Below are 24,399 nucleotides of genomic sequence, written 5' to 3'. Positions count from 1 at the left end.
TGCACTTGATTCAGGTGTAAAATCATGGACATGAGCAAGCGTGTGAGCCTCATCCTCCGCGACTCGGACGAGGCCGCGATCAGCCCGTTCCTGACAGCAGGGTCGCCCGCAGCGGAGGCATTGCGCCGCTGGGCCTCCGAGCACGGTGCGGGCGACGTGAAGTCCGAGGCCTCCAGCCTCCGCGCCCTCCTCCAGGCCGGAGCGGCGGCGCTGCAGGAGCAGGCCGTTGAAGACGGGTACGCGCAACTCGCCGAGGAGTTCAACTCGTCGGAGCACAACGCCTCGCGGCGGGCCGCCCGCGATCGGTACGTCACGCGACGTGAGGCCGGACTGTGACGGCGTTGCGCGGCCAGGTGTTCCGCACCGACCTCGGATACGGCCCGAAGCCATGGGTGATCCTCAGCAACAACGCGCGGAACCGGAACCTCGACACTGTTCTCGCCGCGCGGATCACGACCACAGGGCGGAACTCGCACGTGCCGACCGTGGTCCCGCTCTCCACCGCCGACCCGCTCGTCGGCTTCGTGCTGGTAGACGACCTCGTCCAGCTCTACCAGGACGAGTTGACCGAGAACGCGGGCACGTTGTCGCCGCAGACCATGCAGATGGTCAGCGCCGCGCTGCGGATCGCCCTTCCCTGACCCGTGGATAGGCTGGGGTCGTGTTGGGGCTGACGCTGATGTTCAAGAGACTCGCGGGCGCGATCCGCACCAGCTGGCGGGAACCGGCGATGCGCGCCGCGATGCTGAGCCTCGTCCTCATCGTCACTGCGGCGACGGCCTTCTACACCCTCACCGAGAAGTGGTCGGTGATCGATTCGCTGTTCTACGCGGTCTCGGTGGGGCTGCCGATGGGCGGCGGGGCGCTGAGCCCCACGCTCACGATCTCGAAGATCTTCACCCTGGTCTACGCGATCCTCGTGGTCGGCCTGTTCGTCACCGTCGGCGGCTCGCTCGCGCGGTCGATCGTGCAGAACAACACGGACCGCGTGACGCGGCTGACCGACAAGCGCGCCCGCGACGAAGACGAGAACTAGGTCAGGACCGCCGCCAGCGAGATCGCGATGGCGCCCAGCGCCCCGGCCAGCTCGATGAGGATGAGCAGGCCCGCGGCCTTCGTGGCGGCGAGCGCCGCCTGCCAGCCGGCCTTCGCGTCCTTCAGCCGGATCGCCTCGGCGGCGAAGGTGCCGCCGATGAAGCCGATGATCAGGCCCACGACGGGGATCACGAAGAAGCCGATGATGCCGGCGATGCCGCCCACCACCAGCGACCACTTCCCCACCCCGGCCTTGGCCATCGTGCGGCCGCCGACGAGGTACTTCACGCCCCACGCGAGCACCATCACCGCCAGCGCTGCGGCGAACACCCACCAGGCGCTGCCGCCCGTGAAGATGGCCCAGATCAGGATGCCGAGCGCCACCAGCGACGACCCCGGAAGGACCGGGACGACGATCCCCAGCAAGCCGATCACCATCAGCGCGACGACCGCCGCGTACCCCCATGCGTTCACGCAGGAAGAGTAGCCGCGGGGCGCCGACCGCGGGTCACCGAACCGGACGCAGCTCCGACTCCACCGCGTCGATCAGCAGCGCCCGGGCCCGGTCCAGCGTGAGGGATCCGCTGTGCCACCGCTCGCTGAGCCCCTCCACCAGGGCCGTGAGCCGGGTCGCGATCCCCGCGGCATCGCGGCCCGCCGCCGCCGGGATCCGCTCGATCAGTGCCGCGACATCGCGGTCCCAGGAGTCGGTGGCCGCGCGCAGATCCTCCCGGAGCGCCGACTCGAAGACGGCGCTCGCGCGGAGCTCCCCCCAGGCGATGCTCGTGGTCCGCACATCGTCGGCGTCCTGGAGCTCGTCGAGCAGCATCGCCTGGAGCTGCTCGCGCGGACCTCCGGCATCGGCCCGCGGCTCCGTGTACGCCTCCGCGGTGCGGTTGATCTGCTCGAACGCCGCGCGCACGATCCCGTCGCGATCGTGGAAGTGGTAGTAGATCAACGCGGTGGAGACGCCCGCCTCGGCGGCGAGCTTCTCCACCCGGAGGCCGCGGACACCGTCGCGCGCGATGACGCGGACCGCGGCCTGCATGATCTGGGTCCGGCGGTCGCTCATGGGGCCTCACAGTATCGGAGCGCTGCCGCGCCTCCTGCCGGGCGCGACGGTGCCGGGCACGACGGTGCCGGGCACGACGGGATCCGGTACGCCCCCGCCCGGATGAACGGTGGCCGGTGCGTCACGCGGGCTCCTGCTGCGTCGTGCAGTGGATGCCGCCGCCGCCCGCCGCGATCCCGTCGATGTTGATCTGGACGACCTGCCGGTCCGGGAACAGCCGCTGCATCGTCGCGCGGGCCGCGGCGTCGGTGTCCTTCGCCCCGAACTCCGGGCCGATCACCGCGCCGTTGCACACGTAGAAGTTGATGTAGCCGCCGGCGAAGTCGTCGCTCGCGAACTCCTCGCGCACGGATGACGGGCTCTCCATCACCTCGACGCGCAGGCGGTTGCCGTGCACGTCCGTCGCGGCGCGCAGGATCTCCAGGTGCTTGCGGGTCACGTCGTAATCGAACGAGTCCCGGTCGGTCTCCAGCCCGGCGACCACGACTCCGGGCCGCGCGAAGCGCGCGTAGAAGTCGGTGTGCCCGTCGGTGATGTCCTCGCCCGCGATCCCCGGCAGCCAGATGATCTTCCTAATCCCGAGCAGCTCGCGCAGTTCGTCCTCCACCTCGGTCTTCGTCCATCCGCGATTGCGGTTGTCGTTGAGCACGCAGCTCTCGGTGATGATCGCGGTCCCCTCGCCGTCGACCTCGAGCGCTCCGCCCTCGAGCACCAAGTCGGTGCGCAGCGGGGGCACGCCGACCCGGCCGGTCACGAACCCGGCGACCTCCCGGTCGCGCCGGTGGCGCTGCTTGGCGCCCCAGCCGTTGAAGTTGAAGTCCACGCCGGCCTTCGCCGGCCCGTTCTTCACGAACGTCGGCCCGGTGTCGCGGACCCACAGGTCGTCGAGCTCGCGCGGGACGAGCTCGACGCGGGAGCCGCTCACGAGGCGCTGCGCCTGCGCCATCTGCCCCGGCGGCACGAGCATCGAGACCGGCTCGAACCGCGCGATGGTGGTCGCGATCAGCGCCAGGTCGCTCTGGACCGTGGGGACCAGGTCGGCACCCCAGATGCGATCGCTCGCGGCGAAGGCCATCCATGTCCGGGCGTGCCGGGTCCCCTCCTCGGGCATCAGCCAGGGCCCGCCGGCGCGGGGCTGCGGCGCGCCTGCGGCATCGTCGGCGCATCCGGTCAGGAGCAGGCCGCCGAGGGCGGCGATCGAGGTCTGCAGGAAGGTGCGACGTCGCATGGTGGGTGTTCCTCTTCGTCTCGTGCACGGCGGTCAGCACCGGTCGGGCCCCTGCCGTCCCTCCACGATATTCCTGACTGAATTTTCAGTCAAGTCGCGGCCGCTAGTCCTACCGCCGAGACGAAGGAGCGTGAAGCATGAGCGATCAGATCCGCGAGGCGCGCCAACCGATGGTGACGTCCCTCGGCATCATCCTGGGATTCCTGTTGAACTTCCTCGCCCAGTGGGCCATTCGCGTCGACGGCAAGGCGCCCGTCGAGAGCGCGACGGACTGGGTGATCGTGGTGACGCTGTTCGGCTCCGCGGCGCTGATGCTCACGGTGCTGGTCGGCGTGCTCAGCAACTCGTACGCGGAGGAGGACGCGCCCCGGCGCTATCGCCGGCTCCTCGTGATCTACGTCGTCGCGATCGCACTGGCCTTCGGCGGCATGGGGATCGCGCTGTTCATCTGACGTCGCCCGCGCGAAGGATCAGGCCAGCAGGACGGTGGCGAACGTCGCCACCTGGCGGAAGCCGACGCGCTCGTACGCGCGACGGGCCGCGACGTTGAAGCTGTTGACGTACAGGCTGGGCAACCGTCCCGAGCGGAGCACCGCCTCCGCGACCGCGGCGGTGCCGGCGCCGCCCAGCCCCTGCCCCCGCAGGTCGGGCCGCACCCAGACGCCCTGGATCTGCCCGACGGTCCGCGAGACCGCCCCGACCTCCGCCTTGAAGGCGACCTCGGCACCGTCGAACAGGACGTACGCGCGCCCGGCGAGGATGGTGTTGGCGACCCGGCGCCGGTAGGCCCGGCCCCCGTCGGCGCCCCGCGGGTCGATCCCGACCTCCGCGGTGAACATGGCGATCGCGGCGTCGAGGTAGCGGTCGAGCTCGGCGAGCCTGGCCGGCCGGACGCCGGCGTGCGCGAACCGGGAGGGCTCGCTCATCGTCATCAACGGCTGCTCGGGGCGGACCTCCCGGGCCGGGCCCCAGGAGCTCTCGAGCCCCTCCCACAGGGGCAGCACCATCTCGGCGCGACCGACGACCGACGCGGCGGTCCGGTGCCCGCGCCCGGCGCGGCCCGCGAAGTAGCGCACGTCCTCGAGGTCGCCGCGCAGCGGCATGAGGTTGGCGCCGGAGAAACAGAGCGAATCGCCCACATCGCGGTGGGTCCAGAGTTCGCCGCCGAGGCGGCCGGGTTCGGTGCCGCACTCCTGCACGCGGCCGGCGACCATGCACGCGGCCACGGGATCGTCGTCGAGGACGGCGAGCACCCTCGGCAGGTCCCGCGACGGGACCGGCCGTTCGTGCAGCATCCTCAACACTGAAGACTCCTCAACCCTGGCACGGCCCGCACGCAGCGGCGGGCCGCGACCTACGACACCGTGACGACCGGCGTTCCGCTCTCACTATCCCCCGACTCCTCCGCGATGCGCAGGGCTTCCTCGATCAGGGTCTCGACGATCTTGGACTCGGGGACGGTCTTGATGACCTCGCCCTTGACGAAGATCTGGCCCTTGCCGTTGCCGGACGCGACGCCGAGGTCGGCCTCGCGGGCCTCGCCGGGGCCGTTGACGACGCAGCCCATGACGGCGACGCGGAGCGGGACCTCCATGCCCTCGAGTCCGGCGGTCACCTCGTTGGCGAGCTTGTAGACGTCCACCTGCGCGCGGCCGCACGACGGGCACGAGACGATCTCCAGCTTGCGCGGGCGCAGGTTCAGCGACTGCAGGATCGCGTCGCCCACCTTGATCTCCTCCGCCGGCGGGGCCGAGAGGGAGACGCGGATCGTGTCGCCGATGCCGTCGGAGAGCAGGGAGCCGAAGGCCACGGCGCTCTTGATGGTGCCCTGGAACGACGGGCCCGCCTCGGTGACGCCGAGGTGCAGCGGGTAGTCGCACTGCGCGGCGAGCTGCCGGTAGGCCTCGACCATGATCACCGGGTCGTTGTGCTTGACGGAGATCTTGATGTCGCCGAAGCCGTGCTCCTCGAACAGGCTCGCCTCCCACAGCGCGGACTCGACCAGCGCCTCCGGGGTGGCCTTGCCGTACTTCTCCATGAGCCGCTTGTCGAGCGAGCCCGCGTTGACGCCGATACGGATCGGGATGCCCGCGGCGCCGGCGGCCTTCGCCACCTCGCCGACGCGGCCGTCGAACTCCTTGATGTTGCCGGGGTTCACGCGCACCGCGGCGCAGCCGGCGTCGATCGCGGCGAAGATGTACTTCGGCTGGAAGTGGATGTCGGCGATGACCGGGATGTTCGCCTTCTTGGCGATGATCGGCAGCGCATCGGCGTCCTCCTGCCGGGGGCAGGCGACGCGCACCATGTCGCAGCCGGACGCCGTGAGCTCGGCGATCTGCTGCAGCGTGGCGTTCACGTCGTGCGTCTTGGTGGTGCACATGGACTGCACCGAGATGGGGCTGTCGCTGCCGACGCCGACGCCGCCCACGTTGAGCTGACGGGTCTTACGACGGGGTGCGAGCGTCGGGGCCGGGGCTGCCGGCATTCCCAAACCTACGGACATTTCCTGCTACTCCAGTTCAGTTGAAGAGCTTGATCGGATTGACGATGTCGGCTGTGAGGACGAGCAACATGTACCCGCCCGCGAGCGCCAGGACGACGTACGTCAGCGGCGCGAGCTTCATGTAGTCGACGGGGCCGCCCTTGCGGCCGGTGACCAGGTCGCGGAGCTTCTCGAAGATCACCACTGCCATGTGACCGCCGTCGAACGGCGGCACCGGCAGCAGGTTGATCAGGCCCAGCATGAGGTTCAGGCCGGCGAGGAGCAGGAAGAACACGCTCCACATGTCGCGCTCGGCGACCTCGCCGCCGATCATCGACGCGCCGACCAGGGACTGCGGGGTGTCGAGGCCGCGCTCCTCCCCCTTGATCGCGTCGATCAGGGCGGGGATCTTCTGCGGCAGCTGGCCGATCGCGACGATCGTCTTGTGCCCCAGGTCCACGGTGAAGGCGGCGGTGCCGCCGATCGCGGTGATCGGGTTGTAGTGCTCGGTCACGCCGAGGGTGCCGACGCTGATGCCGATCGTCGGGCCGGAGACCTCGACGAGCTCCTTCCTGTCCTCGGACGGGCGCCACTTCTTGCTGGTCACGGGGTCGATGGAGACGGTCCGCTGCTGGCCGTCGCGCTCGATACCGAGGACGATCGCGCCCGACGTGTTCTGCAGGGCGTCGAAGACCGTGTCGGCGTCGACCGCGGTGCCGTTGACGGAGGCGATGACGTCGCCCCGCACCAGGCCCGCCTGCGCCGCGGGGCTCGGGCGGCACTCGCCGACCGGGCGGCTGGGCTGCTCCTTCGTCGGCTTGGTGGTGGCGTCGGCGACGCAGCCGGTGGCGGCGACGGCCGCGCGCGGCGTCGCGGTCGTCGACGGCAGGCCCGCGGTGACCGCGACGCCGTAGATCAACAGCGCGCCGAGGATGAAGTTCATCCCCGGGCCGGCGAACAGCACGAACAGCCGCTTCCACGCGGCCTGCTTGTACATCGCCTTCTCCTGCTCGACGGGCGTCTTCAGCTCGTCCAACAGGGTCATCCCGGCGATGTCGCAGAAGCCGCCGAGCGGCAGCGCCTTCACGCCGTACTCGATGCCGTCCTCCGTCTTGGGGCGGCGCACCGACCACAGGGTGGGCCCGAAGCCGATGAAATAGCGCCGGACCTTCATGCCGGTGGCCTGCGCCGCCCACATGTGCCCGCACTCGTGCCAGGCGATCGACGCCAGGATGCACAGCGCGAACGCTGCGATCCCCAGTGCGTACATCATGACGTCCAGAATACCGGGCGGATCAGACCAGCCCGACCAGCTCGGACGCCCGGCGACGGGCCCACTCCTCCGCCGCGAGCACGTCCGCGACGTCGCGCGGCTCAGCCCGCCACTGGGCACCGTCGGCGACGACCTGCGCGACGGTGTCGACGATGGCGAGGAAGGACGTGCGGCCGTCGAGGAAGGCCTGCGCGACGACCTCGTTGGCGGCGTTGAAGACGGCGGTGAGGCTGCCGCCGCGGGTGCCGGCGTCGCGGGCGACGGCGATCGCGGGGAAGGCCTCGTCGTCGACGGGGGCGAAGGTCCAGGTGTGCGGCTGGGTGAAGTCGCAGGCGGCGCTTGCGCCGGGCACCCGGTCGGGCCAGCCGAGGGCCAGCGCGATCGGCAGCTTCATCGACGGCGGCGAGGCCTTGGCGATGGTCGCGCCGTCGACGAAGGTGACCATCGAGTGCACGACGGACTGCCGGTGCACCGTGACGTCGATGCGGTCGTAAGGCACGCCGAACAGCAGGTGCGCCTCGATCACCTCGAGCGCCTTGTTGACCAGCGTCGCGGAGTTCAGCGTGATCATCGGCCCCATCGACCAGGTGGGGTGCTTGCCCGCCTGCTCGGGCGTCACGTCGGCGAGCTCGGCGCGGGTGCACCCGAAGAAGGGCCCACCGGACGCGGTGAGGATCAGTCGGTCGACCTCGGCCGCAGTGCCCCCGCGCAGACACTGCGCGATGGCGGAGTGCTCGGAGTCGACGGGCACGATCTGCCCCTCGGCGGCGCGCTTCAGGACGAGCGATCCGCCCGCGACCAGGGACTCCTTGTTGGCGAGCGCCAGCCGCGCGCCGCTGTCGAGGGCCGCGAGGGTCGGGCCCAGGCCGAGGCTGCCGACGACGCCGTTGAGCACCACGTCCGCCTCGACGGTCTCCACGAGGCGGGTCATGGCGTCCGGGCCGGTCAGCGCACCGTCGAAGCCGGTGGCGCGGGCCGGGTCCGCGATGCCGATCCGGGCCCCGTCGACGCCGACGGCGCGCGCCTGCTGCGCGAGGAGCTCGGGGTTGCCGCCCCCGGCGCCGAGGCCGACCACCTCGAACCGGTCGGGGTTCTCGGCGATCACCTCCAGCGCCTGGGTGCCGATGGAGCCGGTACTGCCGAGGATGAGGACGCGGGTGGTCACGGGGTTCAGCCTAGGAGTCGCGCCCCGTGCGGTCGCGAACGCTACGCTGAATGCATGTCGGAAAACTTCGACCCAACCCAGAGTGAATCGTCGGGGAAGCGGGCCCGCGACGCCGACCGCGAGCAGGTCATGGGCCTGCTCGACGGCGCGCTCGCCGACGGCCAGCTCGACGGTTTCGAGCATCGCGAGCGGGTAGCGCGAGCCCTGCGCTCGGGGACCCTGGGCGAGCTCGGGGCGACCGTCGCGGACCTCCAGGTCCCGACGCCGACCTTCCTCCTGCCGCCCGTGCAACCCCCGACCCCACCGGCGCCCGCCGTGGCGCCGCCGCGTCACCCCGCCCCGCCGGCCGCGCCGCGACCCGCAGCTCCCACCCCGGCGGGACCGTCGTCCGGGGGCACCGGGTCGGACCGGACGACCAGCACGGTCGCGTCGATGCTGGCCGCCGCGGCCGTCGTGATCGTCCTCATCGTGATCGGCGCGAACATCGGGAAGAGCGACGACACCGGCGTCGGCCCCCTCGGGGCGAAGCCGGGGTTCACGATGTGCGACGGTGACGGTAAGAACTGCAAGGACGAGAACGGCAGGTCGGTCCCCGACATGCCTCGCGACCAGCCGCCCATCGACGGCGTGGCCCTCGTGGGCAACCCCATGGCGTCGACGAACGTGCGGAAGGCCTACGAATCGATGGTCACGGCCCTCGCCCCGACCTCGGTGATCTCGCTGTCCGTCACGAAGTGGAGCGCCAACGCCGAAGTGGTGCGCGCGGACGATCCGTCGCGGAGCCAGAAGTGGACGCTCTCCGGCGGGGTGTGGAAGTACGCCCCGTACGACCGGGGCAACGCCGACGCGCCGGGCTTCGCACCCACGGCGATGAACCTCGATCGGATCACCGCCGCGATCGCGGACGCGCCGGGAATCACGCGCGCGGTCCGTGAGCCGACGTCGGTGGAGTTCGCCGCGAGCGCGGTGACCATCGCCTACAGCGGCCCGAACGACGCCTCCCCCACGCTGATCCTCGCCCCCGACGGCACCGTCGTCGACTGACGACCCCGCCCGACGGTCCGCCGTCGGCACCGGTTCAACAGGGCAGGCTAGCCTTGCACGGTAAACCGACGAAAGGGACGTCCACGATGGCCAGCACACTCCGCGACGGCGCGGTGTTCCCGATCTGCCTCCGCGAGTTCGACGTGCTGCGGGTGTCGGACGTGACGCCGGGGATGCGGCGCATCGTCGTCGGCGGCGACGCCATCGGGCCGCACGTGCGCGACGGCGTGGACCTTCCGGCGGTGCACAGCACCGGCTTCGACGACGACGTCAAGGTGCTGCTGCCGGACCTGCAGACCGGCGAGTTCCCCTTCGAGGTGCCCAAGAACACCGACCAGGGCCGCGTCGACTGGACCGACGGCTCGTTCGAGCACGCCCGCACGTACACCGTGCGCGAGTTCGACGCCGAGGCCCGCGAGATGACGATCGACTTCGTGCTGCACGGCACGGGCCTCGCGGCCACCTGGGCACGCCGCGTCGAGGTCGGGTCGAAGGTGCTGATCGCCGGCCCCAAGCACTCGGCCGCGCTCCCCCGCGACACCGACTGGCTGCTGATCGCGGGCGACGAGACCGCGCTGCCCGCGATCGGCCGCTGCATCGAGATGCTGCCCGCGGGATTCAAGGCGACCGCGGTGATCGAGGTGGCCGAGCCCGGGCACCACCAGGAGCTCGCCACCGACGGGGACGTCGAGTTCGTCTGGCTGTACCGCTCCGAGGCCGACGGCGAGTCCCGCATGGTCGAGGCGGTGCAGAACGTTGCGTGGCGCGGCGAGTGCCCCTACCTCTGGGTCGCCGGCGAGACCCTGGGCATCAAGCCCCTGCGCCGCTGGGCGAAGAACGACAAGGGCCTCGCCAAGGACCGCGTCGAGATCACCGGGTACTGGCGCCACCGCGTGGTCGCCACCGTCGACGGCGACGACCAGCTGGTGGACACCAGCCAGGACGAGAACATCCTCTCGGAGATCCACGAGATGACGGAGCTGTTGCCGCCCTTCGCGGTCCGCGCCGCGGTCACGCTGGGGCTGTTCGCCGCGATCGACGACGGGGCGAGCACGGCGGCGGCGATCGCGGCCGCGTGCGGCACGGACGCCCGCGCCACGGAGAAGCTGCTCCGGCACCTCGCCCTGATGGGCTTCGTCGCGCTCGGCGGGAACGGCTACGCCCTGACGGGCCGCGGCGAGTTGCTCACCGACCCCGACGAGCTCCTCGCCGGCAGCCTGCACCACGACCAGGTGCGCACCCGCCTGGACATGTCCTTCGTGCACCTGGTCGACGCGGTCCGCACGGGCACCGCGGCGCCCTTCGAGGGCGGGGATCTCCGCAGCTCGCGGGCCGCGGACGAGAACCTCGCCGAGCAGCTGCATTCCGTCGCGAGTCGCTGGGCCACCTACCGCGCGCCCGCCCTGCCCGAGGCGGTCGACTTCGCATCCGTGCGCACGGTCGCGGTCTTCGGCGACGGCGCCGGCGTGTACGCCGACAACCTGGCGCGCCTGCTTCCCGACGTGACCGTGGCGATCATCGGCATGCCGAGCACCGTCGAGCGGGAGATCGCGGTGGTCGCGCCCGAGCGCCGCGACCGGGTGACGGCGGCGCCCGGCACCGTCTTCGCCGCGCTGCCGCAGCGCTACGACCTCGTCGTGGGCATCGACCTCCTGCAGACGCTGCCGGACGCCGACGCCGAGCTGCTCGTCACCACGCTGCGCGGCAGCGCCGATCGAGTGGTCTTCGTCGGAAACGTGCTCGACCCGGCCACCACCGACGATCACGAGACCGAGGACGACCTGCGGAACCTGTGCCTCTACGGAGGGGGCCTACGGACGGCGGAGGAGCTGGGCGCCCTCGCGGGCGGCGGCGCGCACCGCATCGCACCGCTCGGCTGGGGCACTTTCGTCGTCGAATACAGCGGGGCCTGACCGGCTGCGGCCGTCAGTCGACGAGGTCCGCCGGCACCAACTCGACCGGGAAGGGCTGCTCGATGAGCACCCGTTCTCCGGGACGGACCACGGCCGCCTGCGTGTACTCGTCGTCGACGGGCTCGGTGTGGATCGTGACCGTGCCGTCGGCGTCGACGCGCCAGCAGGACGGAATTCCGGCCTCCGCGAACTTCGCCGCCTTGAGCGTCCGGTCCGTGACCCGCGTGGACTTCGATGCGATCTCGACCACGAGGGCGACGTCGTCGGATTCACTCCACTCCACGTTCGGAGCGGCGCCGGGTCTCAGAGCCACGATGTCGGGGATGAAGTTCCCACCCGGCACCCTGACGCCGATCTCGTAGAGCACGCGCCAACCGTCCGGCACGGCGAGGCGGAGCGCCATGAACAGGTTCCCGCCGATGCGTTGGTGGCCCTGTGACGGTGGTGGCGTCATGAGCAGGCTCCCGTCCACGATCTCGTAGCGGTGCCCGTCGTCCGGCAGATCCTCCAGATCGGCCTCGCCCCAGTAGTCGGGGAACGAGTACGTCGGCTGAGCCATGTCGGCACCTCCTCTCGTGGCGATGACGGTAGATCCTCGGTCTGACAGGTTTCGCCGGCTCAGTCTATGCCGCCATCACTCCGCCGACAGGGCCTCGACGCCGACCACCGCGGACACCGGGATCGGGCCGTAGACGTGCGGGAACAGCTCGTCGACGCCGGGCGCGGGCGGCTCGTACCGCACGTCGAGCCCCGTCGGGTCGATGGACAGCAGCACGAGGTCCGATGCGGGGAGGTCGGCGTAGAACCGGTCCCGCACGGCCCGCCACTGCGCGGCGGTGGAGCAGTGGACGAAGCCGACGTCGGCGAGCGTCGCGCCGCGCGTCGACACCGCGTACTCACCGGCCGCGCGCGCGGCGTCCCAGTCGGTCACGAGAGCCAGATGGAAGATCACCGGCGCCACGGTACCGAGGAATCGCCGCCCCTCGTACGACACACGGTCGTAGCGGGATAGGATTCATCCGTATCCCGGGCCCGGCCCGGTGCTCAGCTGAGGAAGCGACGAAGGAGAAGCGAGTGGCAACCACCGACCTGGAGCGTCAGACCACCTCGAAGGTCGACGAGGCCGACGTGCCGTCGCGCGACTGGGGCTGGAGCGGCAACGCCCCCAACGCGGCGAAGATCGCCGGCGTGCTGTTCGCGGTCCTCCTGCTGCTGATGAACATCGGCAACCACCAGGGCAAGACCGAGGACATCTTCCTCATCGGCTTCGCCGTGGCCATCCTCGGCGTGATCCTCATCAACTGGATCTCCACCCGCCGCAAGAAGTGGAAGCACTGAGCTAATTCTCCTCGGCGGCCAGCTGACCGCAGGCCGCCGCGATCTCCTGGCCCCGCGTGTCGCGCACGGTGCACGAAACGCCCTGCGCGATCACGCGGCGCACGAACTCGTCCTGCCGATCCTTCGGTGAGGCGTCCCACTCGCTGCCCGGCGTCGGGTTCAGCGGGATCAGGTTCACGTGCGCGAACTGCCCCAGCTTCTTGCGCAGCTTCTCGCCCAGCATGTCGGCGCGCCACGGCTGGTCGTTCACGTCGCGGATCAGCGCGTACTCGATGGACACCCGCCGGCCCGTCCGGTCGGCGTAGTACCGCGCCGCGTCCAGCACCTCGGCGACGCTCCACCGGTTGTTGACGGGCACCAGCGTGTCGCGCAGCTCGTCGTCGGGGGTGTGCAGCGAGACGGCGAGCGTCACCGACAGGCCCTCGTCGGCCAGCTTCCGGATCGCGGGCGCCAGGCCCACGGTGCTGACGGTGACGTGCCGCTGCGAGATGCCCATCCCCTCGGGGGCCGGCGAGGTGATGCGCCGCACGGCCTGCACCACCCGCTTGTAGTTCGCGAGCGGCTCCCCCATACCCATGAAGACGACGTTCGACAGCCGGCCCGGGCCGCCCGCCACGTCGCCGTCCTGCATCGCCTTCGCGGCGCTGCGGACCTGGTCCACGATCTCCGCGGTCGACAGGTTGCGGTCGAGGCCGCCCTGGCCGGTGGCGCAGAACGGGCACGCCATGCCGCAGCCGGCCTGGCTGGAGATGCACAGCGTCGCGCGGTCGGTGTACCGCATGAGCACGGATTCCAGCAGCGTGCCGTCGTGCAGGCGCCACAGCGTCTTGCGGGTGGTGCCGCTGTCCGTGGCGATGTGCCGCACGGGCGTCATCAGCTCGGGCAGGAGCGCCTCGCCGACGGTGCCGCGCGCCGCGGCCGGCAGGTCCGTCATCGTGGCCGCGTCGGCCTCGAGCCGGCCGTAGTAGTGGCGGGCGAGCTGATTCGCGCGGAACTTGGGCAACCCCAGGTCGACGACGGCCTGCTGCAGCTCGTCGTCGGTGAGGTCGGCCAGGTGGCGCGGGGGCTTGCCGCGCTTGGGCGCGTCGAATACCAGAGGCAGGGAGGTGCTCATAACTCCCCCATTCTCCCACGTCGACGGCGCGGCGCCGACCAGCGTGATCCGAGCCACCGCGCGTCCCCGCGTGAGGGCCCGCTCGAGGTGGCAGGATGGCGCCATGGCCAAGGACGAAGACCGCGTTCGAGACAGCGAAGAAGCGATCGGGATCCCCGATCCCGACGTCGACGCGCCCGACGCTCGGAACCTTCCCGCGGAGCGGGACGCCGTGGAACCGACCGCCGATCCGGCGGCGGCCGCACCGGCGACGAAGCAGCGGGGCGACACCCGCGACGCGTACGAACAGGTCAAGCACACCCGGTCGGCGTCGCTGTGGTCCGGACTCGTCGGTGGCGCCGTCATCCTGCTCGTGCTGCTCGCGTTCATCGTGCAGAACCAGCAGAACACGCAGATCACGCTGCTGTTCTGGGAGGCGAACCTCCCCCTCGGCGTGTCCCTGCTGATCGCCGCCATCCTCGGCGCGCTCCTCGTCGGCTCGGCGGGCGGCCTCCGCATCCTCCAGCTGCGCCGCGCCGCGAAGAAGCTCCGCGACTGATCTCACCGCGCACCGGTCCGACGGGTCGCGGTGCGGAGGCGGCGCCAGCGATGAAACGATGGGTCCATGCGCGCATGGGTCGTCTGGTCGGTCGCGACGCTCGCGTACGTCGTCGCGATCCTGCAGCGCACGTCCTTCGGCGTCTCCAGCACCGAGGCGGGTGAGCGGTTCGGCGCCGCCCCGGCGACGCTCGCCGCCTTCGTGGTGCTCCAGCTCGTGGTGTACGCGGGCATGCAGATCCCCGCGGGTCTGCTGCTGGACCGGTTCGGCTCCCGTCGCCTGATCGTGAGCGGGGCGCTCCTCATGGCGCTGGGCCAGCTGGCGCTGGCGCTCACGGAGTCCCTCCCCCTCGCCATCGCGGGCCGCGTCGCCGTGGGCAGTGGCGACGCCCTGACCTTCGTCTCGGTGCTGCGCCTCGTCCCGGCGTGGTTCCCTGTGCGCCGGATCCCGCTCGTCACCCAGTTGACGGGCATGACGGGGCAGCTGGGCCAGGTGCTGTCCGCGGTGCCCTTCCTCGCCCTGCTGCACGGCAGCGGGTGGAGCAGCGCCTACGCCTCCGCGGCGGCGCTCGGCCTGTTCGCCGCGCTGGCCGTGCTCTCGACGGTCCGCGACGCCCCGCCCGGCCGGACGGCCCCGCACATCACGGTGAGGGTCGCGGAGATCCCGGGGATTCTCCGCACGACCTGGATGCACCCGGGCACGCGGCTGGGCTTCTTCACGCACATGGGCACGATGTTCTCGGTGACCGCGTTCATGCTGATGTGGGGCGTGCCCTACCTGACGAACGCCCAGGGGCTCTCGTCGGCCACAGCGGGCGGCGTCGTCAGTTTCGGCGTGCTGGCGACGCTGGCCTCGGGCCCCGTCATCGGCTTCCTCACCGGCCGGTTCCCGGTGCGCCGCTCCTGGATGGTGATCACGATCATCCTCGCCAGCGCGGCGCTGTGGACGATCGTCCTGTTGCGCGACGAGCCCTCGCCGGTCTGGCTGCTCTCGCTGCTCGTGCTGGTGATCGCCGTCGGCGGCCCCAGCTCCGCGATCGGCTTCGACTACGCCCGCACGTTCAACACGACGCGGGTGCTCGGCACGGCACAGGGCATGGTGAACATCGGCGGCTTCCTCGCGAGCCTCGTCCTGATCCAGACGATGGGCATGATCATGGGCTCCGGCGCCGGCCTGACCTTCGACGGCTTCCGGGCCGCGTGGATGGCGCAGTACCCGCTGTGGGCGATCGCGCTGATCGGCGTGATCATCACGCGGCGCAAGGCCCGCCGTCGCGAGGGGGTCGTGCCGCGGCCGCTGCGCGAGGCGTTGCGCCGCCGCGCCTGACCCGCCTCAGGACACCATCGGCCTCAGGAGCCCATCAGCGCGGTCAACGCGGCCCACACCACGACGGCGCTGGGCAGCAGCGAGTCCAGGCGGTCCATGATGCCGCCGTGACCGGGTAGCAGGGTGCCCATGTCCTTGATGCCCAGGTCGCGCTTGACCTGGGATTCGAGCAGGTCGCCGAGCGTCGCGGTGATCACCACGACGGGGCCCAGCAGCAGGCCCCACACCGGGTTCACGTCGAGCAGGAACTTCAGCACGAGCACGGCGCCGACCGCGCCGGCCACCATCGACCCGGCGAAGCCCTCCCAGGACTTCTTCGGGCTGATCGCCGGCACCATCGGGTGCTTGCCGAAGACGACGCCCGAGGCGTAGCCGCCGACGTCCGAGCAGACCACGAGGATGATGAGCGCGGCCACGCGCTGCGGCCCGCGGTCCTCGGGGAGTACCAGCATCGCGCCGAAGGACGCGAACAGCGGGATCCAGGCGAGCACGAAGACGGTGGTCGAGATGTCGCGGGTGAAGGAGTTCGGCTCCGCGGTGCTCTGATGCCCCAGCAGTCGCCAGACGATGGCGACCAGCACGGTCGCCACGAACGCGGCGAGCACGCCCTCGGTCCCCAGCGGCCAGCTCAGCCAGATGATGGCCTGGCCGCCGATGAGCATCGGCCACAGCTCCAGGTTGGTGCCGGCGGCGCGGAACCGCTTGACCACCTCCCAGGTGGCGACCGCCATCGCGGCGGCCACGAGCGGCACCCACAGGTGCGGCGCGAAGTACAGGATCGCCACGATGAGCGCGCCCAGGCTCACGCCCACGCCGATGGCGGCCGGGAGGTCGCGTCCGGCGCTGATCTTGCGCTTCGCGGCCTCCTGGCCCGCCTCGGGCGTACCGGGGGTCGGAGCGTCGGAGCCGACCGAGTCGGGGGTATCCGGCACGGCTAGACCTCCATCAGATCGGCTTCCTTGCGCGCCACGAGGTCCTCGATCTGGGCGACGTACTTGGCCGTCGTCTTGTCGAGTTCCTTCTCGGCGCGGGCCACCTCGTCCTCGCCGGCGTCGCCGTCCTTGACGATCTTGGCGAGCTGGTCGTTCGCCTTGCGGCGCACGTTGCGGATGGACACCTTCGCGTCCTCGCCCTTGCTCTTGACCTGCTTGACGAGGTCCTTGCGTCGCTCCTCGGTGAGCTGCGGGATAGCGATGCGGATCAGCTGGCCGTCGTTGGTGGGGTTGACCCCGAGGTCCGAGTTGCGGATCGCGGTCTCCACCGGGCCGAGCTGGTTCGCCTCGTAGGGCTTGATCACCACGAGCCGCGCCTCGGGCGTGGAGATCGAGCTGATCTGGGTGATCGGCGTGGGGGCGCCGTAGTAGTCCACGACCACCTTGGAGAACATCGCCGGGTTCGCGCGACCGGTGCGGATCGACTGGAAGTCCTCCCGGGCCACCGAGACGGCCTTCTCCATCTTCTCCTCGGCGTCGAAGAGCGTTTCGTCGATCACTTGGGTCACACGTCCTTTGCTGCGAAATGAATGGTCGGGTCCGGCGTCACGGCCGGACGAGGGTGCCGATCTTGTCCCCCGCGACGGCGCGGGCGATGTTCCCCTCCTCCAGGAGATTGAACACCAGCATCGGCATCCTGTTGTCCATGCAGAGGCTGAACGCGGTCGCGTCGGCCACCTTGAGGCCCTTCTCGAGCGCCGCGCGGTGGGTGATCTCGTCGAACAGCTTCGCGTCGGGGTTGGTGCGCGGGTCACTGTCGTACACACCGTCGACGGCCTTCGCCATGAGCACGACCTCGGCGCCGATCTCCAGCGCGCGCTGTGCGGCGGTGGTGTCGGTGGAGAAGTAGGGCATGCCCATGCCGGCGCCGAAGATCACGACGCGGCCCTTCTCCAGGTGGCGCTTGGCGCGCAGCGGCAGGTACGGCTCGGCGACCTGCCCCATGGTGATGGCGGTCTGCACGCGGGTGTCGACGCCCTCCTTCTGCAGGAAGTCCTGCAGGGCGAGGCAGTTCATCACCGTGCCGAGCATGCCCATGTAGTCCGAGCGGGCGCGGTCCATGCCGCGGTTCTGCAGTTCGGCGCCGCGGAAGAAGTTGCCGCCGCCGATGACCACCGCGACCTCGTGGCCGCTGCGCGAGACCTCCGCGATCTGCTGCGCCACTGTGCTCACCACGTCGGGGTCGAGCCCCACTTCTCCGCCGCCGAACATCTCGCCGCCCAGCTTGAGCAGCACGCGCTTGTAGCCGTGCCGCACCTGATGCTCCGTGTCCTGATCCGTCTGCTGTCCCTGGGCCGTGTCCGTCACGACGACCATCCTATGCGGGCGGCGCAGTTCCTCGGAGCCGGTCCTCGATCAGGTTGCCCAACGCGCGCTGTCCGGCCACCGTCGGATGCAATCCGTTGGCCTCGGGCTCCTGCTCCTTGAGCTTGATGCCGCCCAGGCGCACGTAGGGATCGGGGTCGCAGGCGGTGCGGTCCATCGGGGGCTGGACGTACATCACCCGACGGTCCGCGGCGACCTCGCGGATGAGCCGGTCGAGACTGCGGTACCAGGTGCGCCAGTGGTCGACGTTCTCCGGCGGGATCCCGGCCCGGTCCAGGCAGGCGAGGTCGGGCGGACCGTCGAGCGGGAACAGCGGGAGGTAGCCGACGAGGACGACCCGGACGTCCGGCGCGGCGGCCTTCTTGATCGCGTCGACGGTGGCCGCGTACTGCGCGCGCACGAAGTTCCAGCCCTGCGAGCCCGGCAGGTCCTGGGTGGATGCGGCGGCGCAGCGGTCGTCGGGGTTGCCGAGGCAGTGCACGACGATGTTGCCGAAGCCCAGGGAGTTCGCGCCGATGATCACGGTGACCAGCCGCGTGAACGGCCCGACGCCGTACAGCTGCGGCGAGGTGTTCGGCTTCGGCGAGGGCTGGGTGAGGTCGTCGAGCGTGGCGCCGGAGCAGGAGCGGTCCGTGAAGGTGTTGGGTTGCAGCCGCTGCGCGAGGACGTGGCCGAGGTCGTCGCCGTTACGGGCGCACAGGTCCATCGGCCGCACCTTGGCGTGGGACCCGGACGCCGCGTAGCTGTCGCCCAGGGAGACGTACTGAGCCCCGCCCGGGAGGTCGGAGAGGTAGCTCACGCCGTTGGTCTGATGGTGCTCGTAGCCGCTGCCCCCGCCGATCGCCGTCGACGCCCCGACGGCGAGCACGAGGCACGCCACGAGGGCGAATGCGATCGCACGCCGGATCCAGGACACCCCGGCGACACTACACAGGCGTGAATTCGCCCCTGCGACGCGCGAGGTACGCGGACGGCGACTGCCCGAGGAAGGCCCGGACCTCGCGGCTGAGGTGCGCCTGATCGGCGTAGCCGGCCCGCACCGCGACGTCGGCGGCGCTCCCGCCCTCCTCGAGTGCGCGGCGCGCGGCGTCGAAGCGCATCAGGCGGGCCGCCTGCTTGATCCCCATGCCGAACTCGGCGGTGAACTTCATCGCCAGGTACCGGGCGGACCAGCCGGATCGCTCGACGAGCTCGGCGACGGTGACCCGTCCCTGCCGGGCGGCGAGGTGGGCCCACGCCGCCGCGGCGTCGGGCTGGACCTCGCGGCCCGACGTCGCGTACCGGGCCAGGACGGCGGCCGCGACGGCCTCCCGGTCGGCGGCGGGGGCCGCCGCCACGCGGCCGTACAGCTCGGCGGCGAGCCCCGGGGAGAGGTCGTCGAGTTCGACCGCCTCTCCCCCGAGCTCCGCCGCGGGGGCGCCGGTGAGGGCGCGGACAAGGCTCGGCTTCACGTCCACCTGGACGCCGCGCTGGAGCCCGTCGTGGTGCACCAGGTACGGCGTGGGGTGCATGCCGGAGAGGCAGAGCCGGAACGTGGTGCGGTCGGGCAGGCCCGGCCCCGTCAGGTCCAGGCCGTGCCCGAGGTCGATGATCATCGTGAGCGTCGGCGACGGGACGGCGAGGTGGGTGCCCGGGAGGACGCCGCTGATGTCGTAGGCGGCCGCGCGGGCGATCCCGGGTGCCGTCACCCCGCGTAGGTACCGAAACTCCACGTGTTGCCCTCCGGATCGGCGACGGAGAATCCCTTGGACCCATAGTCCTCCTCGCGCATCTCCCGCACCAGGCGGGCGCCGAGCTCCTGCGCGCGGGCGTAGACGGCGTCGGGGTCGGTGACGACCACGTAGACGCTGCCGCTGCCGCGCGGCGTGGAGAAGGTGGTGTCCTGCTTGCAGGTGGAGTGGACCATGACGCGGCCCCCGTCGGGCCAGAGCATCTCGGAGTGGACGACCTCGCCGTCCCCGTCGCCCTCGACGAGGATCCCCTCGTCGAAGCCGATCCCCCGCAGCCATGCCCGCGCGGCGAGCGCGTCGTCGTAGGTCAGTCCGGGCCAGATGTTCGTGTCGGTGCGTGTCGTGTTCATGCCTCCAAGACTGGCAGCCGACGGCACCGTCGGGCTTGAAGAAATCCGCACGCCCACCCGCCCCCCGATTGAACGACGTTCTGGAGAGGAAAACCCCAGGTCGGAATCTCCAGAACAGCGTTCAATCACACAGGGCCGACACACGACGAGGCCCGCACCGACGGATCGGTGCGGGCCTCGTGCGCGGGGACGGAGGAGTTACTCCTGGCCGACCTCGAAGCGGGTGAAGGCGAGGACCTTCACGCCGGACTCGTCCAGCACCTGCTGGACCGACTTCTTGTTGTCGGTCACCGACGGCTGGTCGGGGAGGACGGTGTCCTTGTAGTAGGCCACGGTCTTGCCCTCGACGATCTTCGACAGCGCCTGCTCCGGCTTGCCCTCGGCACGCGCGGTCTCCTCGGCGATGCGACGCTCGTTCTCGATGACGTCGGCCGGAACCTCGTCCCGGCTGGCGTACTTCGCCTTGAGCGCGGCGACCTGCATGCCGGCGCCGCGAGCGGCCTCGGCAGCGGCGTCACCCTCGCCCGAGAACGAGACCAGCACGCCCACGGCGGGCGGCAGGTCGGTGCTGCGCTTGTGCAGGTAGACGGCGACCGGGCCGTCGTACCGCGCGATGCGCCGCACGACCAGCTTCTCGCCCAGCTTGGCCGAAGCGGCCTCGATGCGCGCAGCGACGGTCTCGCCGTCGAGCGGCAGCTCCAACACGGCCTCGACGGTGGCGGCGTCCGACGCGGCAGCGGCGGCGACGATCGCGTCGGCGAGCTCCTGGAACTCCGCGTTCTTCGCGACGAAGTCCGTCTCGGAGTTGAGCTCGATCAGCACGCCGTCCTTGGCGGCCACGAGGCCCTCGGCGGTGGAACGACCGGCACGCTTGCCGACGTCCTTCGCGCCCTTGATGCGCAGCACCTCGACGGCCTTGTCGAAATCGCCGTCGGTCTCGGTGAGCGCGTTCTTGCAGTCCATCATCCCCGACCCGGTGAGGTCGCGGAGACGCTTGACGTCAGCGGCGGTGTAGTTCGCCATGTATGCGGCTCCTTGCAGTAGAAGGGAATCGGTCCGAAACCGGATCAGGCCTCGGGGGTCTCGGCGGGAGCCTCGGTCGCAGCGGCCTCGGCCACGGGGGCCTCAGCGGCGACGGCCTCAGCCGCGGGGGCCTCGGCAGCGACGGTGGCGGACTCCAGCAGCTCCTGCTCCCACTCGGCGAGGGGCTCGCCGGCGCCGGCCTCGGGCTTGGCATCGCCGGTGGCGACACCCGCGCGGGCCTGCACGCCCTCGGCCACGGCCGAAGCCACGACCTTGGTCAGCAGCGCGGCGGAGCGGATCGCGTCGTCGTTACCCGGGATCGGGTAGTCGACGAGGTCGGGATCGCAGTTGGTGTCGAGGATCGCGATGACCGGGATGCCCAGCTTGCGGGCCTCGCCGACGGCGATGTGCTCCTTGTTGGTGTCCACGACCCAGATGGCCGAGGGGACCTTGGCCATGTCGCGGATACCGCCGAGGGTGCGCTCGAGCTTGTTCTTCTCACGCGTGAGCATGAGGATTTCCTTCTTGGTGCGACCCTCGAAGCCACCGGTCTGCTCCATGGTCTCGAGCTCCTTCATCCGCTGAAGGCGCTTGTGGACCGTCTGGAAGTTGGTGAGCATGCCGCCCAGCCAGCGCTGGTTCACGTAGGGCATGCCGACGCGGGTGGCCTCTTCGGCGATCGACTCCTGGGCCTGCTTCTTCGTGCCGACGAAGAGGACGGTGCCACCGTGGGCGACGGTCTCCTTGACGAACTCGTAGGCCTTGTCGATGTAGGTCAGCGTCTGCTGCAGATCGATGATGTAGATGCCGTTGCGGTCGGTGAAGATGAAACGCTTCATCTTCGGGTTCCACCGACGGGTCTGGTGACCGAAGTGCGCGCCGCTGTCCAGCAGCTGCTTCATGGTGACGACAGCCATGATGCCTCTTTCGTAGTTGCAGTTGTACACGCCGCGACGACCCTCGTTTCCGCTGGTCAGCGGGCGAGAGGCGATGCGCGGTGTCCTGGTGCTCCGCCGCGCTGCACTCCTTCGAGAAGGAGACCGCGCTGCACGGCACGCCCATCGGGCGCCTGGGGAACACGCGTAGTCACCCCGCCATAGGGACGGAGTGCAAGAGCAAGTGTACGCCCGCCGCGCCGACCTGCGAAATCGCCGGGATTCCGCAGGTCGACGGTGCGCCGGCTACGCGTCGACGGGGTCGGCGCGGCGCGCGGCGGCGCGCTCCTCCCAGAAGGTCGCGTTGACGATGCCCAGCGGTGTCGGGTCGAACTGCGGGTCGACCCCCAGCTTCTGCTGCCGCTCGAAGTCGCGGAGGGTCTTGAAGGCCGCGTTCTGCAGGACCAGGATGCCGATGATGTTGAGCCAGGCCATGAGTCCGACGCCGAGGTCGCCCATCGCCCAGGCGTCCTTCGCGGTCGATACCGCACCGACCGCGACCGAGGCCAGGATCAGCATCTGCAGCAGCATCGTGAGGATGCGGCCGAGCGGGGCGCTGAGGACGGGCACGATCGCGGTGGCCGCGCGGCCGAGGATGAACCGCAGGTTCGTCTCGGCCATGTAGTAGTAGGCGACGATCGTCGTGAAGCAGAAGAAGGCCAGCGAGATCGCGATGAAGCTGGCGCCGGAGCCGTTGAAGACGGTGTCGAAGCCCTGCTGCGCGTACGCGGGACCGACCTCCGGGTCGCCGACGAGCGCGCCGCCGTCGGCGAGCACGCGGCCGGACGCGGAGTCGCCCTCGAAGACGCGGTAGGCGCCGGTGCTGAGGATGATGAACGCGGTGGCGGAGCAGACGAACAGGGTGTCGACGTAGACGGCGAAGGCCTGCGCGAGGCCCTGCTTGGCGGGGTGGCTGACCTCGGCGGCCGCTGCGGCGTGCGGGCCGGTGCCCTGCCCGGCCTCATTGGAGTAGACGCCGCGCTTGACGCCCCACATGACGGCGGTGCCGACGAGCGCGCCGAAGCCGGCGGAGAGGTCGAAGGCCTCGCGGACGATCAGTTCTAGGACGCCGGGGATCGCGCCGGCGTTGAAGGCCATGATGATCAGGGCCGCCGCGATGTAGAGGATGGCCATGAAGGGCACGACCACGGAGGCGAAGGTCGCGATCCGCTTGACCCCGCCGATGATGACGAAGGCCAGCACGATGACGGTGCCGAGGGCGGCGACCCAGGGCTCGATCCCCCAGGCGCTCTCCATGGCGACGGCCATCGAGTTCGCCTGCACCATCGGCATGAGCAGGCCGCAGGCCAGCACGGTGACCGCGGCGAAGAGCAGGCCGTAGACGTTCCCGACCACCGCGTACTTGCCGTGCGCGAAGGCGCGCCGGAAGTAGTAGGCGGGGCCGCCGCGGTACTCGCCGGTGAGCTGGTCGCGCTCCTTGTAGATCTGGCCGAGCGTGCACTCGACGTACGAGGTGGACGCCCCGAGGAAGGCCATCACCCACATCCACAGCACGGCGCCCGGTCCGCCGAAGGCGATCGCGGTGGCGACGCCGGCGATGTTGCCGGTGCCGACGCGGCCCGCCAGGGACATGGCGAGCGCCTGGAACGAGCTCACGCCCGACGCGGATTTCTCGCCGTGGATGAGTTGGCCGAGCATGGCGGGGATCTGGCGCACCTGCACCAGCCTCGAGCGGATCGAGAAGTAGACGCCGACCCCGAGGCACAGGTAGATCAGGGCGGGGCTCCACACGTACTCGTTCAGGGTTGCCAGCAGGTCAGACATGCGAGCAACCCTAAAGGGAACTCCAAGGGATCGGAGCGCATCGACGACCTTTGGTTACTCACAAGTAATCCCACCGCAAAGATTCGCCGTCGCACCGCGCCGCTCAGCGCACGAACAGGTCGTCGAGATGGCGGTCGATCGCGGCGAGGGCGTCGGCCGGCGCGATCACCCGCAGTTCCAGCAGGGGCGCCAGGCCGGTCAGCGCGAGCAGCCGGTCCGTCTCGGTCGATGGTGCGCGGTCCGCCGCGATCCGGCCGTCGGCGATCGCGGCACCGACGAGCTGCTCGACCTGCGCGCGCCCCCGGACCATTCCCTCGCGAGTGCGGGCGCGGATATCGTCGTCGTGCAGCGCCTCGAGGACGTAGGCGGCGTTCATCCGGCTGGTCGCGCGCGAATCCGGGTGCAGCGGGAGCATTTCGACGAGCACCAGGCGCAGCACGGCGCGCGGGTGCGGGTCCGCCCCGAGGTCCGCCAGCCCCTCCGCCACCCGCGCCCCGGTCTGCTCCGCGGCGAAGTCCATCGCGAAGCCGAGCAGCTCCTGCCGCGAGGCGAAGTAGTGCTGCACCTGGCCGTGCGACATCCCGGCCTCCTTCGCCACCTCGCGCAGGCTCAGCCGGAGGACGCCGGAGGCGTCCACCACCCGCCACAGCGCCCGCGCGATCGCCTCGCGGCGCTCCTGGTGATCGACCTGCTTCGGCACGGCGATTCCTCTCGTCCATTCCAATACACT

The 24,399-nt window shown here is 70.7% G+C and carries 29 protein-coding genes; 9 read left to right on the top strand and 20 right to left on the bottom strand.

The genetic code is table 11. The annotated features are described in order from the left end of the window. Positions 1–30: 30 nt before the first annotated feature. The 3 genes from ACLQ3K_RS23390 to ACLQ3K_RS23380 are packed head-to-tail and all read left to right on the top strand — an operon-like array spanning position 31 to position 1,036. Positions 31–336 (top strand): hypothetical protein, encoded by a 306-nt coding sequence (locus tag ACLQ3K_RS23390; RefSeq protein WP_426001853.1) that lies wholly within the window; start codon positions 31–33, stop codon positions 334–336. 5 nt (positions 337–341) lie between these two features. Next, complete coding sequence (locus ACLQ3K_RS23385) at positions 342–641, top strand: type II toxin-antitoxin system PemK/MazF family toxin (protein ID WP_426001881.1); 300 nt, start codon at positions 342–344, stop codon at positions 639–641. Positions 642–661: 20 nt separating this feature from the next. Beyond that, a complete protein-coding gene (locus ACLQ3K_RS23380; RefSeq protein ID WP_426001852.1) occupies positions 662–1,036 on the top strand; it encodes an ion channel in 375 nt (124 codons plus the stop codon). Here ACLQ3K_RS23380 and ACLQ3K_RS23375 read toward each other — a convergent pair. From ACLQ3K_RS23375 to ACLQ3K_RS23365, 3 genes are all read right to left on the bottom strand, one after another. Beyond that, positions 1,033–1,509: a DUF456 domain-containing protein gene (locus ACLQ3K_RS23375; protein WP_426001851.1), complete on the bottom strand. Its 477-nt coding sequence runs from the start codon at positions 1,507–1,509 to the stop codon at positions 1,033–1,035. The two genes, ACLQ3K_RS23380 and ACLQ3K_RS23375, sit on opposite strands and share 4 nt — an antisense overlap. Positions 1,510–1,543: 34 nt before the next feature. After that, positions 1,544–2,107 (bottom strand): TetR/AcrR family transcriptional regulator, encoded by a 564-nt coding sequence (locus ACLQ3K_RS23370; RefSeq protein ID WP_426001850.1) that lies wholly within the window; start codon positions 2,105–2,107, stop codon positions 1,544–1,546. Between the two features lie 121 nt (positions 2,108–2,228). Further along, on the bottom strand, positions 2,229–3,335 hold the full coding sequence (locus tag ACLQ3K_RS23365) for an agmatine deiminase family protein (RefSeq protein WP_426001849.1): 1,107 nt from the start codon (positions 3,333–3,335) through the stop codon (positions 2,229–2,231). A 137-nt stretch (positions 3,336–3,472) separates the two neighbouring features. Between ACLQ3K_RS23365 and ACLQ3K_RS23360 the strand changes: the two genes are divergently transcribed. Next, positions 3,473–3,787, top strand: coding sequence for a hypothetical protein (locus tag ACLQ3K_RS23360; protein WP_426001848.1), 315 nt, complete (start codon positions 3,473–3,475; stop codon positions 3,785–3,787). An 18-nt stretch (positions 3,788–3,805) separates the two neighbouring features. Here the strand turns inward: ACLQ3K_RS23360 and ACLQ3K_RS23355 are convergent, their stop codons facing one another. From ACLQ3K_RS23355 to dxr, 4 genes are read right to left on the bottom strand one after another with little or no spacing between them, the layout of a single operon-like run. Continuing rightward, positions 3,806–4,639 (bottom strand): GNAT family N-acetyltransferase, encoded by an 834-nt coding sequence (locus ACLQ3K_RS23355; RefSeq protein ID WP_426001847.1) that lies wholly within the window; start codon positions 4,637–4,639, stop codon positions 3,806–3,808. A gap of 50 nt (positions 4,640–4,689) precedes the next feature. Continuing rightward, positions 4,690–5,838: a flavodoxin-dependent (E)-4-hydroxy-3-methylbut-2-enyl-diphosphate synthase gene (gene ispG, locus ACLQ3K_RS23350; RefSeq protein ID WP_068524936.1), complete on the bottom strand. Its 1,149-nt coding sequence runs from the start codon at positions 5,836–5,838 to the stop codon at positions 4,690–4,692. 16 nt (positions 5,839–5,854) lie between these two features. Beyond that, a complete protein-coding gene (locus tag ACLQ3K_RS23345) occupies positions 5,855–7,090 on the bottom strand; it encodes a M50 family metallopeptidase (protein WP_426001846.1) in 1,236 nt (411 codons plus the stop codon). 22 nt (positions 7,091–7,112) lie between these two features. Next, positions 7,113–8,264: a 1-deoxy-D-xylulose-5-phosphate reductoisomerase gene (gene dxr, locus ACLQ3K_RS23340; protein ID WP_426001879.1), complete on the bottom strand. Its 1,152-nt coding sequence runs from the start codon at positions 8,262–8,264 to the stop codon at positions 7,113–7,115. A 45-nt stretch (positions 8,265–8,309) separates the two neighbouring features. On the opposite strand from dxr, the gene ACLQ3K_RS23335 reads away from it, so the two are divergent. After that, positions 8,310–9,299, top strand: a complete 990-nt coding sequence (locus tag ACLQ3K_RS23335; RefSeq protein WP_426001845.1) for a DUF1707 SHOCT-like domain-containing protein — start codon at positions 8,310–8,312, stop codon at positions 9,297–9,299. A gap of 86 nt (positions 9,300–9,385) precedes the next feature. Next, positions 9,386–11,212, top strand: coding sequence for an SIP domain-containing protein (locus ACLQ3K_RS23330; protein WP_426001844.1), 1,827 nt, complete (start codon positions 9,386–9,388; stop codon positions 11,210–11,212). Positions 11,213–11,225: 13 nt separating this feature from the next. Here ACLQ3K_RS23330 and ACLQ3K_RS23325 read toward each other — a convergent pair whose 3' ends face one another. Next, the gene (locus tag ACLQ3K_RS23325) at positions 11,226–11,771 is read right to left on the bottom strand and encodes a Uma2 family endonuclease (protein ID WP_224651524.1); all 546 of its coding nucleotides are present in this window, start codon (positions 11,769–11,771) and stop codon (positions 11,226–11,228) included. Positions 11,772–11,846: 75 nt separating this feature from the next. Next, positions 11,847–12,164 carry a DUF952 domain-containing protein gene (locus ACLQ3K_RS23320; RefSeq protein ID WP_426001842.1) on the bottom strand — a complete coding sequence of 106 codons (318 nt, stop codon included), beginning with the start codon at positions 12,162–12,164 and terminating at the stop codon, positions 11,847–11,849. A 122-nt stretch (positions 12,165–12,286) separates the two neighbouring features. On the opposite strand from ACLQ3K_RS23320, the gene ACLQ3K_RS23315 reads away from it, so the two are divergent. Then, the gene (locus tag ACLQ3K_RS23315; RefSeq protein ID WP_426001841.1) at positions 12,287–12,550 is read left to right on the top strand and encodes a DUF2631 domain-containing protein; all 264 of its coding nucleotides are present in this window, start codon (positions 12,287–12,289) and stop codon (positions 12,548–12,550) included. Between the two features lies 1 nt (position 12,551). Here the strand turns inward: ACLQ3K_RS23315 and rlmN are convergent, their stop codons facing one another. After that, positions 12,552–13,664 carry a 23S rRNA (adenine(2503)-C(2))-methyltransferase RlmN gene (rlmN, locus tag ACLQ3K_RS23310; RefSeq protein ID WP_426001840.1) on the bottom strand — a complete coding sequence of 371 codons (1,113 nt, stop codon included), beginning with the start codon at positions 13,662–13,664 and terminating at the stop codon, positions 12,552–12,554. 103 nt (positions 13,665–13,767) lie between these two features. Between rlmN and ACLQ3K_RS23305 the strand changes: the two genes are divergently transcribed. Next, positions 13,768–14,202 carry a LapA family protein gene (locus ACLQ3K_RS23305; RefSeq protein ID WP_426001838.1) on the top strand — a complete coding sequence of 145 codons (435 nt, stop codon included), beginning with the start codon at positions 13,768–13,770 and terminating at the stop codon, positions 14,200–14,202. 66 nt (positions 14,203–14,268) lie between these two features. Then, positions 14,269–15,528, top strand: coding sequence for an MFS transporter (locus ACLQ3K_RS23300; RefSeq protein WP_426001837.1), 1,260 nt, complete (start codon positions 14,269–14,271; stop codon positions 15,526–15,528). Positions 15,529–15,551: 23 nt separating this feature from the next. On the opposite strand, the gene ACLQ3K_RS23295 is transcribed toward ACLQ3K_RS23300, so the two are convergent. The 10 genes from ACLQ3K_RS23295 to ACLQ3K_RS23250 all read right to left on the bottom strand — a co-directional run bounded on the left by ACLQ3K_RS23295 (position 15,552) and on the right by ACLQ3K_RS23250 (position 24,369). Next, positions 15,552–16,460, bottom strand: a complete 909-nt coding sequence (locus ACLQ3K_RS23295; RefSeq protein ID WP_374201371.1) for a phosphatidate cytidylyltransferase — start codon at positions 16,458–16,460, stop codon at positions 15,552–15,554. Positions 16,461–16,462: 2 nt separating this feature from the next. Then, positions 16,463–17,020, bottom strand: coding sequence for a ribosome recycling factor (gene frr, locus ACLQ3K_RS23290; protein ID WP_224651509.1), 558 nt, complete (start codon positions 17,018–17,020; stop codon positions 16,463–16,465). A 46-nt stretch (positions 17,021–17,066) separates the two neighbouring features. Further along, positions 17,067–17,837, bottom strand: coding sequence for a UMP kinase (gene pyrH, locus ACLQ3K_RS23285; protein ID WP_224651508.1), 771 nt, complete (start codon positions 17,835–17,837; stop codon positions 17,067–17,069). A 1-nt stretch (position 17,838) separates the two neighbouring features. After that, on the bottom strand, positions 17,839–18,762 hold the full coding sequence (locus tag ACLQ3K_RS23280; RefSeq protein WP_426001835.1) for an SGNH/GDSL hydrolase family protein: 924 nt from the start codon (positions 18,760–18,762) through the stop codon (positions 17,839–17,841). 10 nt (positions 18,763–18,772) lie between these two features. Continuing rightward, positions 18,773–19,534: a helix-turn-helix domain-containing protein gene (locus tag ACLQ3K_RS23275; RefSeq protein WP_426001834.1), complete on the bottom strand. Its 762-nt coding sequence runs from the start codon at positions 19,532–19,534 to the stop codon at positions 18,773–18,775. Continuing rightward, entirely contained in the window at positions 19,531–19,926 is a 396-nt protein-coding gene (locus tag ACLQ3K_RS23270; protein ID WP_426001833.1) for a VOC family protein, read from the bottom strand. The genes ACLQ3K_RS23275 and ACLQ3K_RS23270 overlap by 4 nt, the downstream gene beginning before the upstream one ends. 198 nt (positions 19,927–20,124) lie before the next feature. After that, positions 20,125–20,949 carry a translation elongation factor Ts gene (gene tsf / locus ACLQ3K_RS23265; RefSeq protein WP_224651504.1) on the bottom strand — a complete coding sequence of 275 codons (825 nt, stop codon included), beginning with the start codon at positions 20,947–20,949 and terminating at the stop codon, positions 20,125–20,127. Between the two features lie 44 nt (positions 20,950–20,993). Beyond that, positions 20,994–21,866 (bottom strand): 30S ribosomal protein S2, encoded by an 873-nt coding sequence (gene rpsB / locus ACLQ3K_RS23260; protein ID WP_336670565.1) that lies wholly within the window; start codon positions 21,864–21,866, stop codon positions 20,994–20,996. 264 nt (positions 21,867–22,130) lie between these two features. After that, positions 22,131–23,669 (bottom strand): alanine/glycine:cation symporter family protein, encoded by a 1,539-nt coding sequence (locus ACLQ3K_RS23255; protein WP_426001831.1) that lies wholly within the window; start codon positions 23,667–23,669, stop codon positions 22,131–22,133. A 103-nt stretch (positions 23,670–23,772) separates the two neighbouring features. Further along, positions 23,773–24,369, bottom strand: a complete 597-nt coding sequence (locus ACLQ3K_RS23250) for a TetR/AcrR family transcriptional regulator (protein WP_426001830.1) — start codon at positions 24,367–24,369, stop codon at positions 23,773–23,775. Between the last annotated feature and the right edge of the window lie 30 nt (positions 24,370–24,399).

Origin of the sequence: Tsukamurella sp. DT100 (assembly GCF_049844855.1) — a bacterium.
GTDB lineage: Bacteria > Actinomycetota > Actinomycetes > Mycobacteriales > Mycobacteriaceae > Tsukamurella.
This window is presented reverse-complemented; position numbering and strand designations above follow the sequence as displayed.